The sequence below is a fragment of the Allobosea sp. 05T433 genome, assembly GCF_056396065.1.
In genome coordinates this window covers 1-15,385 of record NZ_JBFTKS010000004.1, presented here as the reverse complement: position 1 = coordinate 15,385, position 15,385 = coordinate 1, and the positions used below count along the sequence as shown (strand labels likewise).

Sequence of the window (15,385 nt, the reverse complement as noted above, 5' to 3'; positions counted from 1 at the left end):
GATCCGTGTCGGGCATTCTGCGGCGGGCGTCGATATGAACGCGGTTGCGAGTCGCGCCTTCGACATCATCGTCGCATCTGCAGCCGCCCTGGTCCTGGCCTTGCCCATGCTGGTCATTGCCTGCGCCATCTGGCTGGAGGGCGGTCGGCCGATCCTGTTTTCCCAGGCCCGCCTGGGAAAGGGCGGGCAGCCCTTTCGCATGTACAAGTTCCGTAAGTTCGCAGCCACCTGCGGCACCGAGGGATGTCCCCTGACCATGGCCAAGGATGGGCGGATGACACCGGTCGGCCGCGTTCTGGCCGCGACCAAACTCGATGAGCTTCCGCAACTTTGGAACGTCCTGAGGGGCGACATGGCCATTATCGGGCCGCGTCCCGAGTCGCTGGCCTTTGCCGATTGCTTCCAGAATGGCTTCGAACAGGTTCTGGAGCACAAGCCAGGTCTGTTGGGGCCTAGTCAGATCCTGTTCCGCAACGAGGGCAGTCTCTACCCGCCGGACATGGACCCGACGCGCTTCTATCGGGATGTGCTGTTTCCGACCAAGGCRCGGCTCGATCTCGCCTATTTCCCCCATCACAGCGTCGTCGGCGACATTGGGTGGCTCATGAGGGGCGTTCTGGCCGTCTTCGGCTGGGTCCCGTCGCAGGCCGTGCCCGCTCAGCGGACAGGCCGGCCAGGTGTTGCCGAAACCCGTGAAGCAACCAAGTCCGAGGGAGCAGCTCAATGAGCTACAGCGGCATGCGCGTGCTGGTGACCGGAGCCGATGGTTTCATCGGGTCCCATCTGACCGAGGCGCTGGTGCGCGACGGCGCCAAGGTCACGGCCCTTGCCCTCTACAACTCCTTCGACAGCCATGGCTGGCTCGACGATGTTCCAGAGGCCACCCGCAATCAGCTGAATCTCGTGCGGGGGGACGTTCGCGACGCCGCGTTCATCGGGCGAATCGTGCAGGGCCAGGAGATCGTTTTCCACCTCGCCGCTCTGATCGCCATTCCCCATTCCTACTTGGCTGCCCAGTCCTATGTGGAGACCAACGTGTTGGGGACGCTGAACGTGCTCGAAGCGGCGCGCCAGCATGGCACGGAGAGGATCGTCCACACCTCGACCAGCGAGGTCTATGGCACGGCGCTGACGATGCCGATCAGCGAAACCCATCCACTCCAGGGCCAGTCGCCCTATTCGGCGTCCAAGATCGGCGCCGATATGATGGCCGAGGCCTTTGCGCGGTCGTTCGGGCTTCCGGTCGTGACACTCAGGCCGTTCAACACGTTTGGACCGCGTCAAAGCGAGCGGGCAATCATCCCCACCATCATTCGCCAGGCGCTCGATCCGGCCTGCACGGCCATCATGGTGGGCGACACCACGCCGATCAGGGACCTGACCTTCGTCGAGGACACCGTCGCGGCGTTCATGGCCGCAGGCAGCGCGGTCGCGGTCGATTACGGACACGCTTATAACGCGGGCAGTCAGCGGGCGGTGACCGTTGCGGACCTGATCGAACTGATCCGCGAACTGAGCGCGTGCCAAAAGCCGGTTCTGCGCGACGAGACGCGGATGCGGCCGGTCAATTCCGAGGTGCGGGCACTGCTGGCCGACTGCTCCCGCTTCGAGCGCGAAACCGGCTGGCGACCGCGCACGAGTCTGCGCGAGGGCCTGGAACGGACGATCGCGTGGTGGCTCACCCGCGTGGCGGCGGGGCAGGTTCGCCGCCAGAAGGACTTCATCACATGAGGTCGGTTCTTCCGAGATCATGGCTTGGGGCGTTCCTGGCCGCCGCGCTCGTGCCGGCATTCTGGCCCGCGGCCGCAGCCGACGACCTCTCTGCCGCGCAGCTGGTCGCGCCGGTGGACATGCCGCTGCCCGGATATCTGCAGCCTGCATCGGACCCGGCCTTCGGCGTGGCATTCACGCGGGTGACCCGGCCGGGGCCACTGGGCTCGGGCATCGTGTGCGGCCCCGGCCACTGCAGCCATCGTTATTCGAGCGCCCAGGCCTGGAACGCGGATCAGAGCCTCCTCGTCATCGTCAATGGCTGCAACGGCTTGTGCTTTCTTGATGGTCGCAGCTATGCGCCGCTCTTCCGGCGCACCCGGAGCGGCGAATGCGAATGGCACCCACGCAATCCGGAGCTGATGATCTGCGTTGGGGGGCAGACTGTTTCGTTCTGGGCGCCGCGGACCAATCTCGAGCGCGTGGTCTACACCGCAGACCATCATCGCAACCTTCAATTCGGCCCCTACAAGGGAAACCCGTCCTGGGACGGTCGCCGTATCGTCGTGCGGGCACTTTCGGAGAGTGGGGCACTGGTTGCCTTCGCCTACGACCTGACGACCCGGACGAAGTTTCCCGACATCGCGCTCGCCAAGCTCCCAGGCCAGAGCAATGCCTGCTCCATCTCTCCCTTGGGCGTGCATGTCTATTGCCTCCAGAGCTTGCCGGACGAGACCAACCAGACCTTCATTTTCACGCTCGAAGGGGCACTGGTGCAGAGCTGGACCGAAAACCACCGGCCCGGTCATGGTGACATGACGGTGGATGCGGACGGCCGCGAGGTCTATGTCGGCATCAGCAAGGCGCCTCCCGACCAGTTCCGGGTTATCAAGCGGCGTCTCGATGATGGTGTCGTCACCGCCTTGACCCGCTATGGCGAGGCTCAGCACGCTTCCCTGGCGATGCGACGGCCCGGTTGGGTTTTCCTAAGCTATTCCGGAATGCCGGACGAGGTCGGTCGCCACGGGGGGTGGGCGCCGTTCGCGCAGGAAATCCTGGCACTCAAGATCGACGGCAGCGGCGAGTTCCGGCGGATCGCACAGACCAGAAACGCGCCCCATGACTACTGGAGCGAGACCCACGCTTCGCCGTCACCCGATGGGTCGCAGATCATCTGGTCGAGCAACTGGGGGCAGGCAGGCGGCCCCGTCTTCGATTTCGTCTCGCGCCTGGATTGGCCCGACGAGGTCGCCCCTGCCGGACAGCACGCGAGAGGCCAGTGAAATGACCCTGTTTGCAGTCAAGCGTTCCAGCCTCGGCAGGCTCGCATCAGGTGTCCTGCTGGCAGCCTGCCTGGGTGGCGGAGCCCATGCCGGCGCTCCGTACCGGCTCGCTCCGGGCGATACCATCGAAATGGCCCTGGCCGGCCTGCCGGATCAGCGTCAGCGCGCGACGGTCCAGCTCGACGGCACGATCGCATTGCCGGCTGTCGGGTCGGTCGTCGTCGCAGGCCTCACCCCGGCGGAGTTCCAGAGCCGGATGGAGGCCCTGATGCCGACCAAGGTCTTCCGATTTCGCGCTCCAGATGGCCGCGAACAGGTCCAGGTCGTCAGGCCGGGCGACGTGACCACCTGGGTCGCCGAATACCGGCCGATCTATGTCGCCGGCGACGTGCTCACCCCCGGCCAGCAGGCCTATCGGCCGACCATGACGGTCCGGCAAGCCATTACCGTTGCCGGCGGATACAGCCTTCTTCGCTCTCGTGCCGGGCAGCTCGGCCCGGATCCTGTTGATATGAGGCGCGATCACGACTCGCTCTGGACCGAGTATCTGAAGGAGTATTTCCACGCGCTGCGCGTCCGCGCTGAATTGGATGATCAGGAGACCTTTGATCTGCGCCCGCCGAGGAGTTCGCCCCTGCCCACGATCGTGGCCTCGGGCGTTGCCCAGAGCGAGGCGGAATCGCTCAAGATCTCGCTGGCCGATTTCCGCGACGAGCGGAGTTTTCTGGAGCGCGCCGTAAAGGAGGCAGGCGAACAGGTCACGGTGCTGATCCAGCGCGAGCAGGAAGAGGAAAAGGGAGTGCAGGCCGATTCCCAGGAGCTTGAGCGGGTCAATAAGCTGTTTGGAAGCGGCGCCCTGGTCAGCCAGCGTATCAGCGAGAGCCGGCGTGCGCTGCTCCTATCGTCATCGCGCCGCCTGGAAACCACCGCTCAGTTGATGCGGACGCGGCTTCAGGTCGAAGAATATGGTCGCCAACTCGAGCGCGTCGCCAACCAGCGGCGGATCACCCTGTTGCGCGAGTTGAGGGACTCCAATCTACGCCTGGCGGATCTCAGCGTGAGAATTCAGGCGATCAGCGAAAAGCTCCGCCCCCTCGGCAATGTGAGCTCCATGCCAGCTGCAGGCAACGACCTTCGCTCGGAGGTCGTCATCGTCCGTAAGGCTGGCCAGCAATGGCAGCGCTTGCCCTCCACCGAGGACACCGAGGTCGAGCCGGGCGATGTCATCGAGGCCGTGTTCCGCGGAGAGGGGGCCACTGCTGCAGCCGTCCAGTAGCGGCCAGCAGGATCGAGGCCCCGATGCCGTCCGCGCATTCGTCAGGGAACGCCGAGCCAACCGTCCGCTGTGCCCTCCCCATCGGCGTCTCGACGCGCGCATCCGGCATTGGGGGCTACTTTGGGCCGCCGGCACACGCTGGCGATCAGGCCGGGCAATCGATGTCGCCGGGCCAGGCACCTGCCCTTGCCAAAGGCTCGGGCCGGGTTTGAAATTACCAAGGCACCTATGGTGCGCGGGGCAGCACGTCGTTGCCAAAGAAGTCCGTTTGCCGTGGTCCGCTTGCCGTGTTCGCCTGGAGATAGGCCGGGCCGCCTCGGCCGGGAGCGGGGCCCACGTCGAGATAGCTGCGCTCGGCCGAGGCACGGGGCGCTGCGGTGGATACAACGGCGGGTGAGGCAAATTCCTCGCGCGGCGTGCAGCCTGCAATACTGGTCAATAGAATAAGGCTGGAAACAACCAGAGCAGCTCTCATCGCGCGATCTTTCAACTCATTTCATGCGATAATAGTATCCGAGAAAAACACGGGGCCGGCAAGTTGGCGATCTCACGTCAGAACGGCGGTCGTGGAGCTTGAACGCCGAGGTCGCGTGGGAGAACACTGCGCTCCGGCCCCCTGCTTCCAGTGATGGTCCTCAGGCTCGTGACAGGGAAGTGCCATTCATCGCCGGTACGGTTTGCTACCGGCGCGCGAGGAGATGCCGTTCGTTCGCCTCAGGCATCTCCTGGAATCAGGTCGCCATGGCTGAGGCTGCGCCGACCGGTCCATGCAGGAGAGAGCTCAGCAATTCGCTCGCTCCTGACCACAGGATCTGTACGCCCAGGCAGAACAGAATGAACGCCGAAAGGCGAACCGCAATTTCGGTGCCGCCTTGCCCGAGAAGCTTTTGCACGCGAACGGCATAGGTAAAGCAGAGCCAGATGCTGAGGGCGATTACGGCGATGGCAAGGAGGCTGGCGAGAACGAAAACGACCGCGCCAGAGGACGCCGTGAACGTTGCGCGTGAAAGGCCGATACTGATCGTGACAGCGATCGTGCCAGGACCGGTGGTCAGTGGCAGGGTCAGCGGATAGAAGGCCTGCGTCAGGAGGTTGGCGCGCGACACATCGTCCGCATGCGCGTCGAAATCCTTCTGGCTGCCTTCGTTGAGCAACTTCCATCCGGATACCGCTACGATCAGCCCGCCCGCCACGCGCAGGATGGGGATCGAAATTCCGTAAAACTGCAGGATGAGCGCGCCCAAAAGGAACGCTCCCATCAGGACGAAGAGCGAATTCACCGCGATACGCCGCGCGAGGATGCGCCGGGTGTCGGGCACTGCGCCGCGTGTCAATCCCAGGAAAACAAGTGCTGACCCCGGCGGATTGACCACGGGAAAGATGGCTGCGAGCACAACCAGGAACGTATTGATGGCCGCGGACATTCAAGCCGGCTCGATATGGTGGGGGCTGACGATGCACAGGTTTGGGCGCTTCTCCGCGGGAAGCAGCTCTCCGGAAAGAGCAAAGCACGCATCGTCGCCCTGTCCACCCGGCTGAACGGGATGCCGTTCACCGTCGTCTCCGATCGCATCCTTCATTGCTGAGCCCTCAAATTGTCATGGCACCCTATTCAGGTTCTCCGCTGTGCTGCGCGTCCAGTGGAGCCATGGGACGGGCACCGCATCAAGCCGGACTGTGACGGCCTCCCGGCTACTCGACTGGTAAAGCCTGGTTGGCGCGGCGGATGTGGACACGGTATGGCGCCGCGATCATGTCTCGGCCATCGATCATCACCGTACGCCTTGCTGTATCTGGACGTCAAAGCCTGCAGGTCAGTCAAACCCTGGCTTGGAACGAGCCGTCAAACGGCAGGTACGGTCGCGCCTCGATTGTGGTGACGGTTCCGGGGGTGCAATCGGCTCGATCGGCCGCGGTCTCGTGGCGTGTCGACGTGCTACCGGCTAGTCTGCCGACCAGATGAGGCGTTTCAGGCGACGTGAAACATCAAACGGAGCTCGCCGGAATTCTGCTCGCCCTGCGAGTCGTCCTCGCAGGCACGCTCGCCTTTGCGCTCGCGTATCTGCTGAGACTTGAGCATCCGGTCTATTCGTTCATTGCAGCCGTCCTGACGGCCTCCTTCAGAAGATAGGCAAGTCTATCTTGATCTGCGGCGTGTCGTTCGCTAGCTCCTTCATCTTTCACTATATCGTCACCGTTCTCATGAAGCCGGACCAGTCCGACGCTGTGATGAAGAGCATCATGGCTACACCAATGTGTGCTTCATGAGGTCCACATGAGCCCCCTGGAGAGACACAAGCTCTCCGCGCGTCATGCCTGTCTCGATGGCGAGGACGATGAAGGGCTTTAGATACCATGCGGTCCTTGGGCCTCTCGCGCCGAACAGCTTGGCCAGTTCGCCCTCATGAAGCCTTCTGTCTCTGGCCGCAGAGTCCTTGGGTATCTCGATGGCTCGCACGGGATTGCTAGGGAGCGGAATGCTCCACTCCTTGATGGCGAACTCGAACACATGCCGCAGAATGACAAGCTCGCGGCGCACGGTGGCAGGCTTGCACTGTGCGGGCCACGGAAGCCCCTGAGACTCCTCCTAGGCGCTCCTCAGCGACCTTGTGCGTGAGCATGAACTTGATACGCGCCCTCTCGTAGCGAGCACCACGCTTGGAAGGGCTGACCTCCTCGTCATATCGCTCAAGGAGGTGCGCAACGATTATCGTGCGGAGATCACGGATCGAAGGTGATAGGTGGGCTGTGTCTATCTGAGCCTCAAGGCCTCTCGCCCATGCGGACGCAGCAGCCTTCGTGGTGAAACTCTTGGAGACGGGAGGGCTGCCCTCGCGCCTAACCTGAGCTTGCCAACTGGAACCTCTCTTGCGGATCGTAGCCATAAGCACCCTGTGACAGCTGTGACAAATGCTGCGACAGACAGGGATTCTGATGGTCTCTGAGGAGGGGATTCCAAAGCATAAGCCCTTGAAAACAAAGGCTATCTTAAAATGGCGCGCCCGACACGATTCGAACGTGTGACCTTTGCCTTCGGAGGGCAACGCTCTATCCAGCTGAGCTACGGGCGCAATCCGTGGATGGTGGATAGCTGATTGCCGGACGCTCGGCAACAGGCGTTTGATCGAGGCGGCGAAGGCCGGTTGGCAGAGCTCTCCAGTTCGTATCGTGTCGGGTGGCCGCGGTTGGGGCTGGATTTTAAGCCGCCCTCGCGAAGCCGCCGCTCATCGCCTGTTGCCAGACATGCGCAGAGGCGCGGCGCACCTTCGGCGGAGAAGGCCATGGGCTAGCTCTTGCCGCTGCCCTGCGTCGGCAATGCTCTCTTAGGCGCCGCTGGAATGATTCCGTCATCCGGCGCATCGAGCAGGGCGCCAGCCCAGCGGCCGTGATGCCGCGAGCGCTTAGGACTTGCTTCCCCGGATTGTCGAAAAGACGTGAGTGCCAGTCACTCTCCAAATCAGCCCTTTTCATCCGCGCCAACGAAATGCGCTTCATCGGCCGGAGTGCCCAGGCGCGAAGCGTATGGACGCTACGCTCGGCCGCTCACTAAACGAGAGGGCACGCTCCCTGGCCAAGTTTCATGTCGCAGGCGACGATCTTGTCGGCCACTCCATCTTGACGGCGCGCCAAAAAAAATAAATTATAATTTATAATATCGGAGGCGCGACGTTGAAGATTTCTCGACTCAAGGCGATCCAGCTCGAAGCACGGTTCGCGGATGTGTTCGGCGGCATCGAGAAGGTGCCCGCAGAACTGCTCGCTCCGGCCGCTCACTTTCGGCGGATTCCCCGCACCGGCCAGGTTTCGACGCTGGTCATCGTCGAGAGCAATGACGGCGCCATCGGCTATGGCGAGGCTTTTGGCCTGCCCCATGCCGGCGCGGCGACTGCGATCATCAACGGTGTCATCGCGCCGGTGCTGATCGGCGCCGAGATCGGCGATCCCAACGAGATGCTCGGGGACCTCGAGCGCTATTTCACGGCGATGGGCAGCACGCGCGGACCCGCCATCGAAGCTCTGAGCGGCGTCGACATCGCCTTGTGGGATCTCAAGGCGCGGGCCGCCGGCCTGCCGCTCGCGACGCTGCTGGGCGGCTCGCCGGGCCCGGTCGCGACCTATGTCAGCCCCGTCGGCTTCCAGGATCATCCCGACAAGTCGGCGCGCGCCGCGCGGGCCTATCTCGATCAGGGCTACACCGCCATCAAGCTCAAGGTCGGCCGCGGCCTCGCGATCGATATCGATCATATCGCTGCCGTGCGCGGCGAAATGGGGTCTGACAAGGCGCTCTATCTCGATGCGAATTGCGCCTATGACGTGCCTACGGCGATCGCGGTCGCCAAGGCGCTCGCTCCCTACAATATCGGCTGGTTCGAGGAGCCGGTGCCGCCTGATGATCCCCAGGCCCTCGCCGAGGTGCGCAGGGCTTCGCCCGTGCCGGTAGCAGCGGGCGAGAACGATTTTACGCTCGCCGCTCACGCCAAACTGGTCGCTGCCGATGCGGTCGATTTCCTGCAGCCAAATATTTCACGCGCGGGTGGCGTGTCGGGTCTGATGGCGATCGGCGCGCTCTGTGCGCGCTCCGGCATCCTGATGGCACCGCATGGCGTCGGCAGCTGCGTCGCCGTCTCGGCGGCAGTGCATACCTGCCGGGCGGCGCCCGCCGTCCATGGCTATGAGGCAAACCGGCTGCTGAACCCGCTGCGCGACAACATGGCGGTGCGCCCACTCGTCACGGAAGCCGGGCAACTCGTCGCTCAGGATTTCCCGGGTCACGGGGGCGAGCCGGATCTAGCACGCCTTGCCCGTTACGTCGTGAACGGCCTCGAGACCAACGCGGAGCGGGGCGATGTCATCCATATCAGTGCGTAGCCCCGGCGACATGGGCGAACTCGTCGGCAAGCCCGGCGAGACGCTCGCCGAGACCTTGCGGCGCACGCTGCTCGACATGATCGTCTTCGGCTACTTCGAGCGGGGCACGCGGCTCTATCCGGAAAAGCTCGCCGAGCATTTCAACGTCAGCCTGACTCCGGTGCGCGAGGCCCTGATGCGACTGGCGGCGGAGGGCTTCATCGAGGTCATCCAGCGGCGCGGCTATCATATCCGCGACCCCGACGCGAAGCAGGTTCTCGACCTCTGGCAGGTGCGGCTCGCAATCGAGCTGATGGCCGGCGAACTGATGATCGGACGCCTGAACGAAGGCAGCCTCGACATCACGGCTGTCGACGCGATCGAGGAGGTCCAGCGCCGCCTCGAAGTCGATCCGCAGGAGATCTCGCACAAGAATCGACATGAGCAGAACGCGAGCTTCCATCACAAGATCGTCGAGTTCAGCGGCAACGACCTGCTGCTCTCGACCTATCGCGGAATCCAGATGCAGGTGCTGAACGCCTGGATCCAGCGCGGCATCGAATCCTGGCGCACGCGCCATGCCTCGGAAGCCGTCGAGCACCGCGCCATCATCAAAGCGCTGCGCGACCGCAATCCCAACGACTACGCGAAGGCGGTGCGCGCCCATCTGGGCCGCTCGCTCAAGGACGCGCTGGCTGATCTCAAGGCCCGCAATCTGATCGAAGAACTCGCACAGAGCCGAACCTAATCGGCCGCTTTTTCATGGGGAGGAAATGAACATGAAGAGACGTCACGTTCTAAATGGCCTGGCGGCGCTCGGTTTCGTGGCTGCAGGCGCGCTTGTTCCACAGGCCCCGGTCTTGGCGCAGACCAAGACGATCCGCATGTGGACGTTCCTGAGCGCCACAGGGACGACGCCGCGCGAGGTGGCCCTGGCGCAGATCATCAAGAATTACGAGGCCGCCAATCCCGGCACGAAGATCGTCGTGGAGACGCAGGTCTGGGATCAGATGACACCGAAGTTCCTGGCGGCCCATCGCGCCGGCAACGCGCCCGACATCAGTTGGGTGGTGACCGATTTCCTTGGCGACGCGATCGGCTCCGGATCGCTGGCCGACCTCAACGAGCTGTTCATCAAAAAATGGCCGGCAGAACAGGTCAAGGACCATGCCAGCGCCTATTGGGACCTGACCAAGAAGGGCGACAAACAATATGCCTTGTTCGCCTCGCCGAACTACATCTCGATCGTCTACCGCGCGGATCTGATGAAGGCTGCCGGCATTGACCCGGCTTCGATCAAGACCTGGGATGACTTCCGCGCCGCCGCCGAGAAGCTGACGGTGAAGAACGCCGGAGGCCAGGTGACGCGCTATGGCTATGCCCAGGGCTTCAGCGAGCAGCAGGCCGACCCGCACATGATGATCCCCTATCTTCTCGGAGAGGGCGAGACGCTGTTCAAGCCGGACGGAAAAGCCAATTTCGCCAGCCCCGCGGGCGTCGCCGCCATGACCTTCGCGACCGACCTGGTCAAGAAATACAATGTCTCGCCGCCCCAATCGGCGACCTGGACGGTCGACGACCTCTTCGAACAGTTCTCCTCCGACCGCGTCGCCATGATCCAGGGCCCGAGCGTGCGCGTCTCGACGTTGCAGGCCAAGCTCGGCAAGGAGAATGTCGGCCTGATGCTTTGGCCGGGCAACGGCAAGTCCGCCCATTCGCCGGCTGTCATGGCCGGTTGGGCCGTCGGCGTCTGGTCAAAGGGCACGCAGAAGGAGGAGGCCGGCAAGTTCGTAGACTACCTGTTGGGCGCGGAAGCCGAGAAGATCTGGGTCACCATCGGCGGGCAGTCGCCCCTGATGGCATCAACGGCGAAGGCGGTCGCCCCCTTCGTCGACCAGCCGGGCAACGGCTATATCCGCGTCGCCGCCGAGGGGGCGAGCAAATATGGCTGGCTCACTCCGATTGAGTTCAATGTCGGCGGCTACCGGCAGGCGCTGAACAAGGCGACGCAACGCATCATCGTCGAAGGCGTCGCCGTCAAGGCGGCCCTCGAAGAGGCAGAAACCCGCTTCAACCGTCAGAACAATCGCTGACGTGAGCCAGGCGGAGTCGAATCCGGCTCCGCCTTCGATCAGGGATCGCTCTCGATGACGATGTATTCGCGCCTCGCCGGCGTCAATTACGTGCTGCCTGCGACGGCCCTGCTCATGCTGGTGCTGTTCTCGCCGGTCCTCTACGGCTTCTGGTTCAGCCTGTTCCGCATCCAGTATGGCGCGCCGACGGATTTCGCGGGCCTGGAAAACTATGCACGGCTGCTCGACGATCCAGTGCTCGCCGCCACGTTCGAGCGCAGCGCGCTGTTCACCTGCGCCGCCGTCGCGCTGACACTGGTCATCGCGCTTGCTCTCGCCGTCTGGATCAACCGACTCGGCCAGCGGCTCGGCTTCGTCGTCCAGATGATCGTCATCCTGCCCTGGATCATCTCGACGGTGGTGGCGACGCTGCTGTTCCGCTGGGTCTTCGTCAGCGATATCGGGCTGGTGGGATCGCTGATCCGGATGGCGGGCATCCCTGACGTGCAGCTCCTCAACAGCCCCGGCAGCGCCATGGCCTTGCTGATTGGCGTCTCGGTGTGGAAGCGGGTTGGCTATGCCTTGATCATCCTGCTCGCGGGGCTCAAGGGCATTCCCGACGATTACGAGGAAGCCGCCAAGATCGATGGCGCCAATCCTTGGCAGATCTTCTGGCTGATCGTGCTGCCGCTCTTGAAGACTCCGCTGTTGCTGGTCACGATCGTGCTGACCCTGTCCAACCTCAATACCGTCGAGACACCGCTCGTCCTGACCGGCGGCGGACCGGGCGATGCGACACGAATCCTGCCGATCGAGGTGTTCGACCGCGCCTTCGTGAATTTTGACCTCGGCTCGGCCACGGCGCTCGCCCTGGTGATGTTTGCTGGCAATATCCTGCTCGTCCTGGCCTATGTCAGGCTCGCGAAGTGGAAGACGTGATGAGCGCTGCCTCTTCCGCCGCTCATCCCAGGCCCGTCCCAGCGCAGAATGCCCAGCCGGTCGGAGCCCGCGCGATCCTGCCCGGCCCGCTCGGCTTCGTCATCGCCGCCCTCTTCCTGGTGCTGGCCGGCCTCAATTTGCTGCCCCTGTTCTGGGGCGTGCTCACCTCGCTCAAGTCGCAACCGGACCTGTTCAGGACGCCTCCGGTGCTGTTTGATTTTATACCGACGGCCGAGAACTACCAGCGCGTCGTCGACAGCGGCTTTCTCGGCAATATGCGTGTGAGCGTGTTCTATTGCGTGGTCACGGTGGCGAGCGTGCTGCTGCTCGCGCTGCCTGCCGCCTATGCCTTCGACCGCTTCGATTTCCCACTGCGCCGGGCGCTGTTCATGCTCGTCGTCGCCAGCATTCCGCTGTCGCTCGGCGCGGCCGCGCTGCTGATCCCGAACTATCTGTATTTCACCCGGCTGGGCCTGACCAATTCCTGGTTCACGCTGCCGGTGATCTACACCGCCTACCAGCTGCCGATGGCGATTTGGATCATCAAGGGCTCGCTGGAAGCCATCCCGCGCGAACTCGATGAGGCCGCGATCATAGACGGCGCCACGCATTTCCAGATCCTGACGCGCGTGATGCTGCCCCTGACGCGGCCCGCACTGGGCGCGGCCGGGGTGCTGACCTTCGTCGCCTGCTGGAACGAATTCGTAGCCGGCTCGGTGATGATCGACACGCCGGACCTGCGGCCGATCCAGCCGGCGATCTACAATTTCATCGGCTATTTCGGGCGCGAATGGGGCCCTCTGACAGCCTCCGCGACGCTCGCCATTCTCCCCATCCTCATCGCATTCGCCCTGCTCAGCCGCCTCATCGTGTCCGGCCTGACCAAGGGTTCGGTCAAGGGCTGAGACATGCATACCATCTCCAATATCGGCTGCGACGAGGCTGAGGCCGTCATCACTGCCGCAGCCAGGGAAGCGGCGCAGATCGGCGTGCCGCAGAACATCGCGATCGTCGATGCCGCTGGCCACCTGGTGGCCTTCCGCCGAATGGACGGGGCGAAATTCACCTCGATCGAGATCGCGCTGGCAAAGGCCTTCACTGCGGCCGGCACCCTGGTCGAGACCCGGGCGATCGGGCCCAAGACCCTACCGGGTGAACCCGGCTTCGGCATCCAGAACATGCATGGCGGCCGCTTTACCACGCTCGCCGGCGGCATGCCGCTGCGAGCCGGGACACAGGTGGTCGGCGCGATCGGCGTCAGCTCTGGCTCGACCGCTCAGGACCAGCAGGTGGCCGAGGCCGGGGCGGCTGCCTTCGCTGCCCTCGGCCTCTCCGCCTGATCCGCCTTTCCCTGCCTCTGCAAGCATCGTGAGCCTCACCATGTGGGATATCATCATCGTGGGCGGCGGTTCGGCCGGCTGCGTCCTGGCCAATCGCCTCTCCGCCGACCTATCGAGAAAGGTCCTGCTGATCGAGGCCGGGCGCGACCTCAAGCCCGGGGAGGAAGGTGCGGCGATCCTCGACACTTATCCCGGCAAGGCCGCGTTCGACCCGCAGAACCACTGGCCGGACCTGCTGGTGCAGACTCAGCCGCATCTTCACAATGTGGCCAACCGTCCGCCCGCAAAGCGCTACGAGCAACCGATGCTGATCGGCGGTGGCTCCAGCATCAACGGCCAGATCGCCAATCGCGGCACGCCCGACGACTACAACGAATGGGGTCAGGCCGGCGCCGAGGGCTGGGACTGGGACGCCGTGCTACCCTATTTCATCAAGGCTGAGACGGATCTGGACTATTCGGGACCGCTGCACGGCAAGAGCGGGCCGATCCCGATCCACCGCATCCCGCATGAGCGCTGGCCGGCCTTCTCCATTGCCGCCGAGGCCGCCATGGAAGCGCAGGGTTTACCAGACATCAAGGACCAGAACGGTGCCTTCGGCGACGGGCATTTTGCTATAACGCTGTCAAACAACGGGCAGCATCGCGTGTCGACCGCCATGGCCTATCTCGACGCCGCGACCCGGCGACGGCCCAATCTCACGATCATGACCAACACTCAGGTGCTCACTCTGGCGATGGAGGGCAATCAGGTCGTCGGCGTCGACATCGCAAGGGGCAAGGGCCAGGAAAGGCTGGCGGCCCGCGAGGTCGTGGTGTCCTCCGGCAGCATGCACTCGCCGGCCCTGCTGATGCGCTCCGGCATCGGCCCAGGCGGGCATCTGCGCTCGCTCGGCATCGAGGTCCGGGCCAATCTGCAGGGCGTGGGCGCCAATCTGCAGGAGCACCCCGGCATCTCGCTCTCGGGCTACATCAAGCCAGCGGCGCGGCTCGGCAACTCGACGCGCCGCCATATCCATGTCGGCATGCGCTACAGTTCCGGCGTCGAGGAGTGCGGGCCGTCCGACATGTTCCTGATGGTCGCCGCCAAATCCGCCTGGCATCCGCTGGGACCGCGGATCGGCACAATCATCTCCTGGATCAATAAGGCTCATTCGCGCGGCGAGGTGCGGCTGGCATCGTCGGATCCGCGCAAGGAGCCGACAGCGGACTTCAATTATCTCTCCGACCATCGCGATCTCCAGCGCATGGGCGCGGCCGTCCACCTTATTGCAAGGCTCTTTGCCACGCGGCCCCTTGCCGATCTCGTCGAGATGCCGGGCGCCTCGAGCTATAGCGGCTTTGCCAAGTCGCTGGGCCGCCAGACCGTGCGCAACTACCTGATCACCGCGCCGATTGCGCTCGCCATCGATGCTCTGCCGCCGCTGCGAAAGCTGTTCTTCCAGCGCGCCGTCTCAAGCGGCATCAGCTTGCAATCGCTGCTGAACGAGCCCGACATCCTCGAGGCCTACGTCAAGGCACATGCCTTCGGCCAATGGCACTGCTGCGGAACCTGCCGCATGGGCGCTGCGGTCGACCCCGACGCGGTCGTGGACGGCGCCACGGGGCGGGTGCATGGCGTGGGCGGCCTCAGCGTCGTCGATGCCTCGATCATGCCCACCGCGCCACGCGCGAACCTGAACCTGCCGGTGATCATGATGGCCGAGCGCATGGCAGACCTGATCGCGGCCCGACCAACCTAGGAGCCCGTCCGAGTAATCCTCTGGACCGGGTGGCTTCGGGATGATTCACTGGCTCATGGCCAAAGTGTTTCGCTCTTGGGATGTCGATCAGGGCTGGCTTTTGCCGCCTTCGCTGCATGAGTTCGTGCCGCCCGGTCACCTGGCGCATTTCGTCCGTGACACGGTGCGCGAAGGGC

The 15,385-nt window shown here is 64.0% G+C and carries 13 protein-coding genes and 1 tRNA gene; 12 read left to right on the top strand and 2 right to left on the bottom strand.

Features of this window, described 5'->3' with window-relative positions:
• The first annotated feature begins 34 nt into the window (after nucleotides 1-34).
• The 4 genes from AC1DGP_RS06455 to AC1DGP_RS06440 are packed head-to-tail and all read left to right on the top strand — an operon-like array spanning nucleotide 35 to nucleotide 4,269.
• Nucleotides 35-727: a sugar transferase gene (locus AC1DGP_RS06455; RefSeq protein WP_441504893.1), complete on the top strand. Its 693-nt coding sequence runs from the start codon at nucleotides 35-37 to the stop codon at nucleotides 725-727.
• Complete coding sequence (locus tag AC1DGP_RS06450; RefSeq protein WP_441490654.1) at nucleotides 724-1,731, top strand: SDR family NAD(P)-dependent oxidoreductase; 1,008 nt, start codon at nucleotides 724-726, stop codon at nucleotides 1,729-1,731. The genes AC1DGP_RS06455 and AC1DGP_RS06450 overlap by 4 nt, the downstream gene beginning before the upstream one ends.
• Complete coding sequence (locus AC1DGP_RS06445) at nucleotides 1,728-2,993, top strand: hypothetical protein (protein ID WP_476831867.1); 1,266 nt, start codon at nucleotides 1,728-1,730, stop codon at nucleotides 2,991-2,993. Before AC1DGP_RS06450 ends, AC1DGP_RS06445 begins: the two co-directional genes overlap by 4 nt.
• A 1-nt stretch (nucleotide 2,994) precedes the next feature.
• Nucleotides 2,995-4,269 carry a polysaccharide biosynthesis/export family protein gene (locus AC1DGP_RS06440; RefSeq protein ID WP_441504891.1) on the top strand — a complete coding sequence of 425 codons (1,275 nt, stop codon included), beginning with the start codon at nucleotides 2,995-2,997 and terminating at the stop codon, nucleotides 4,267-4,269.
• 731 nt (nucleotides 4,270-5,000) lie between these two features.
• Here AC1DGP_RS06440 and AC1DGP_RS06435 read toward each other — a convergent pair.
• Nucleotides 5,001-5,693, bottom strand: coding sequence for a MarC family protein (locus AC1DGP_RS06435; RefSeq protein ID WP_441504890.1), 693 nt, complete (start codon nucleotides 5,691-5,693; stop codon nucleotides 5,001-5,003).
• Between the two features lie 554 nt (nucleotides 5,694-6,247).
• Here AC1DGP_RS06435 and AC1DGP_RS06430 point away from each other — a divergent pair.
• Nucleotides 6,248-6,400 carry a hypothetical protein gene (locus AC1DGP_RS06430; RefSeq protein ID WP_441504889.1) on the top strand — a complete coding sequence of 51 codons (153 nt, stop codon included), beginning with the start codon at nucleotides 6,248-6,250 and terminating at the stop codon, nucleotides 6,398-6,400.
• Nucleotides 6,401-7,263: 863 nt separating this feature from the next.
• On the opposite strand, the gene AC1DGP_RS06425 is transcribed toward AC1DGP_RS06430, so the two are convergent.
• Nucleotides 7,264-7,340, bottom strand: a tRNA-Arg gene (locus AC1DGP_RS06425).
• 598 nt (nucleotides 7,341-7,938) lie between these two features.
• Here AC1DGP_RS06425 and AC1DGP_RS06420 point away from each other — a divergent pair.
• The 7 genes from AC1DGP_RS06420 to AC1DGP_RS06390 are packed head-to-tail and all read left to right on the top strand — an operon-like array spanning nucleotide 7,939 to nucleotide 15,209.
• Nucleotides 7,939-9,138, top strand: a complete 1,200-nt coding sequence (locus AC1DGP_RS06420; protein ID WP_441504888.1) for a mandelate racemase/muconate lactonizing enzyme family protein — start codon at nucleotides 7,939-7,941, stop codon at nucleotides 9,136-9,138.
• Complete coding sequence (locus AC1DGP_RS06415) at nucleotides 9,116-9,865, top strand: GntR family transcriptional regulator (protein ID WP_441504887.1); 750 nt, start codon at nucleotides 9,116-9,118, stop codon at nucleotides 9,863-9,865. The genes AC1DGP_RS06420 and AC1DGP_RS06415 overlap by 23 nt, the downstream gene beginning before the upstream one ends.
• 31 nt (nucleotides 9,866-9,896) lie before the next feature.
• Entirely contained in the window at nucleotides 9,897-11,210 is a 1,314-nt protein-coding gene (locus AC1DGP_RS06410; RefSeq protein ID WP_441504886.1) for an ABC transporter substrate-binding protein, read from the top strand.
• Nucleotides 11,211-11,264: 54 nt separating this feature from the next.
• Entirely contained in the window at nucleotides 11,265-12,128 is an 864-nt protein-coding gene (locus AC1DGP_RS06405) for a carbohydrate ABC transporter permease (RefSeq protein ID WP_476831866.1), read from the top strand.
• Nucleotides 12,128-13,033 carry a carbohydrate ABC transporter permease gene (locus tag AC1DGP_RS06400; RefSeq protein ID WP_441490678.1) on the top strand — a complete coding sequence of 302 codons (906 nt, stop codon included), beginning with the start codon at nucleotides 12,128-12,130 and terminating at the stop codon, nucleotides 13,031-13,033. Before AC1DGP_RS06405 ends, AC1DGP_RS06400 begins: the two co-directional genes overlap by 1 nt.
• A gap of 3 nt (nucleotides 13,034-13,036) precedes the next feature.
• Nucleotides 13,037-13,468 (top strand): GlcG/HbpS family heme-binding protein, encoded by a 432-nt coding sequence (locus AC1DGP_RS06395; RefSeq protein WP_441490679.1) that lies wholly within the window; start codon nucleotides 13,037-13,039, stop codon nucleotides 13,466-13,468.
• Between the two features lie 40 nt (nucleotides 13,469-13,508).
• Nucleotides 13,509-15,209, top strand: a complete 1,701-nt coding sequence (locus AC1DGP_RS06390; RefSeq protein WP_441504884.1) for a GMC family oxidoreductase — start codon at nucleotides 13,509-13,511, stop codon at nucleotides 15,207-15,209.
• Nucleotides 15,210-15,385: the final 176 nt, after the last annotated feature.